Origin of the sequence: Streptomyces murinus, from assembly GCF_002154555.1 — a bacterium.
GTDB classification, from domain to species: Bacteria; Actinomycetota; Actinomycetes; order Streptomycetales; family Streptomycetaceae; genus Streptomyces; species Streptomyces murinus.
Genome location: NZ_MUNF01000308.1, coordinates 1 through 2,870, shown reverse-complemented (window position 1 = coordinate 2,870; position 2,870 = coordinate 1). Strand labels below are relative to the sequence as shown.

Here is a 2,870-nt window from a genome sequence, read left to right as displayed (position 1 = left end):
GCCCGGACTGCCGGTCGGCGCGGTCTTCGCCGTGCTGCTCGCGATGGGCTTGGTGGCCTCGCTCGGCGGCGGGGTCCGCTGGGGCCTGCTGAACGAGATCCTCGCCAAGGGCGGCTATCTGCCCGGGCGTTCGGTGTTCAACATGATGAGCGGCCTGACCCAGATCGCCGGATTCGCCACCGGCGGCGCCCTGCTGGCCGCGCTGTCGCCCCGCGTCTGCCTGCTGCTGTCGGCGGCCCTGTACCTGACGGCCGCCCTCGCGCTGCGCCTCGGCCTGTCCGCCCGCCCGCCGCGCAGCGCGGGCCGCCCCTCCGCCTCGGCCACCTGGCGCGCCAACTCCACCCTGTGGTCGGACCGTTCGCGCCGCCTCACCTATCTGGGCCTGTGGCTCCCGAACGGCATGGTCGTCGGCTGCGAGTCCCTGTACGTGTCGTACGCCCCGCACGCGGCCGGCACCCTGTTCGCCTGCGGGGCGCTCGGGATGTTCGCCGGGGACGTCACGGTGGGCCGGCTGCTGCCGCCCGGGGTGCGCCGGCGGCTGGCGACACCGCTGCTGCTCCTGCTCGCCGTGCCCTATCTGGCGTTCGCCGTCCATCCGCCGCTGCCGCTCGCCGCGCTCTGTGTCACCCTCGCCTCCGCCGGCTTCGGCGCGAGCCTTGTGCAGCAGGAGCGGCTGATGGACCTCACCCCCGGCGAACTCGCGGGCCAGGCCCTCGGGTTGCACTCCTCCGGCATGCTGACCATGCAGGGCGTGAGCGCGGCGGCCGCGGGCGCGGTGGCCCAACTGACCACCCCGGCCACGGGGATGGCCCTGATGGCGGCGGGCTCGGTGGCCGTGACCCTCGTACTGGCCGCGGCGGGCCGCCGTACCCCCCGCCCGCTGATCACCCCTGCGCCGGCGGCGGTGGAAGGGTCTGCTCGGTCCAGATGACCTTGCCGGTGGGGGTGTAGCGGGTGCCCCAGCGCAGGGTCATCTGGGCGATGATGAACAGCCCCCGGCCGCCCTCGTCATCGCTCGCCGCGTGCCGCAGATTCGGGGTGGTGTGCCCAGTGTCGGAGACCTCGCAGGTCAGGGTGCGGTCCCGGATCAGACGCACCTGGATGGGGCCGCCGACATAGCGGATGGCGTTGGTGACGAGCTCGCTGACGATGACCTCGGTGGTGAACGCCAGCTCGTCAAGGCCCCAGTCGTCCAGCTGCTTGCTGACGCTGCTGCGCAGGGCGGCGACCGCGGCCGGATCGGCGGCCGGCTCCCACTGGGCGAGCCGGGTCCGGTCGAGCAGCCGGGTGCGGGCCAGCAGCAGCGTCGCGTCCTCGTCCACTGCGCCGGTCAGCATCGCGCTCACCGTCTGCTCGCACAGCTCGGTCAGGGACCTCCGAGGGCTGGTCAGGGATCCCCGAGGGCCGGTGAGGGATCCCCGATGGCCGGTGAGGGAGTCGGCGAGCCGGCGCACCCCCGCGTCCTGCTGATCGGCCGCCTGGAGCAGCCCGGCGGTGAACAGCGCGAGGACACTGCCGGGGGCGAGCCGCAGCTCGGTGTTCTGATACGGCGGGCCGCCGACCCCCAGCGGCGGCCCCGGCGGCACGTCGAGGCACCGGGCGACCCCCGTGTCCCCGGCCACCAGCACCGGCGGCGGACCGCCCGCGCGCGCCATGCTGCACCATCCGGAGACCGGGTCGTACACCGCGTACAGGCAAGTCACCATCGCCTCGTCGGCGGGGGGCGGGGCATGGCCGGGCACCGGGGCGGTGCTGCTCGGGGCGGGCGCGCGCTCCTGGGCGGTCTGCTCGGCGAGGTCGTCGAGCCGGGTGAGGACCTCGTCCGGGGACAGGTCGAGGCGGGCGAGGACCCGCAGTCCGGTGCGCAGCCGGCCCATGGTCGCGGCGGCGGGCAGCCCGTGCCCGAGCACGTCCCCGACGACCAGGCCCACCCGGGTGCCGGACAGCGGGATCACGTCGTACCAGTCGCCGCCCACCCCGGACCCGTTGTCGGCGGGCAGATAGCGGCTCGCCGTCTCGCACGCGGTCTGCGGGGGCAGCCGGCCCGGCAGCAGGCTGCGCTGTAGCTTGAGCGCCGTGCTGTGCCCCCGGGTGACGACCGGCAGCAGCAGGAAGCCGATCGCGAGGGTGCCGAGCCCGAGGACGGTCACCCCGCCGACCCGCCCGACCACGGGGAGGTCGACGGTGCTCGCGCCGTACCCCGGTTCGGCGTAGACGACGAAGGCGGCGTACCCGAACAGCAGCACCATGAGCAGCCCCCCGAGCCCCGGCATCAGGCCCTTGCAGATCAGGTCGTGGGGGCTGCGGGTGAGGACCTTGCGGTGATACCAGAGGCAGGCGAAGCCGGTCAGGCCGTACTGGAAGGCGATCGCGAGGCCGACGGAGTCGACCGAGTCGGCGAGGACGTTGCGGCTGAACGACGACAGCAGGACGAGCAGCGCGATGGAGGCCACGCCCATGCCGAGCGTGGCCCAGGTCGGGGTGAGGAACCTGCGGTGCACCCGGGCGAACCGGGCGGGCACCGCCTTGTGCACGGCCATCGAGAAGACGGTCCTGGCCAGCGGCAGGATGGTGGTCTGCGCGGAGGCCAGCGCCGAGGTCAGCACCATCAGGATCAGCAGCCGGGACAGGAACAGCCCGGTGCCGCCGCTGCCGAAGACCGCTTCCCCGAGCCCCGAGAACACATCGTCGTGGTGATCGGCGTTGCCGAGCCCGATACCGGTGGTGCCGACGCCCGCGAAGGACTGCGCGGCGGTGGCGACCAGCCCGTACATGACCAGCAGCAGCACGGGGGACAGCACGGCGGCCCGGCCGGGGATCCGGGTGCTGTCGACGGTCTCCTCGTTGACGGACACCGCGGTGTCCCAGCC

At 74.1% G+C, this 2,870-nt stretch carries 2 protein-coding genes; one reads left to right on the top strand and one right to left on the bottom strand.

Annotation, left to right across the window (positions count from 1 at the left end):
• Positions 1–931: MFS transporter (locus CCN72_RS19135; protein ID WP_244174315.1), on the top strand; the 931-nt coding region annotated here is incomplete at its 5' end.
• On the opposite strand, the gene CCN72_RS40005 is transcribed toward CCN72_RS19135, so the two are convergent.
• Positions 885–2,870 (bottom strand): SpoIIE family protein phosphatase (locus CCN72_RS40005; RefSeq protein WP_143664131.1); only part of this gene is annotated, 1,986 nt, incomplete at its 5' end. The genes CCN72_RS19135 and CCN72_RS40005 overlap by 47 nt on opposite strands.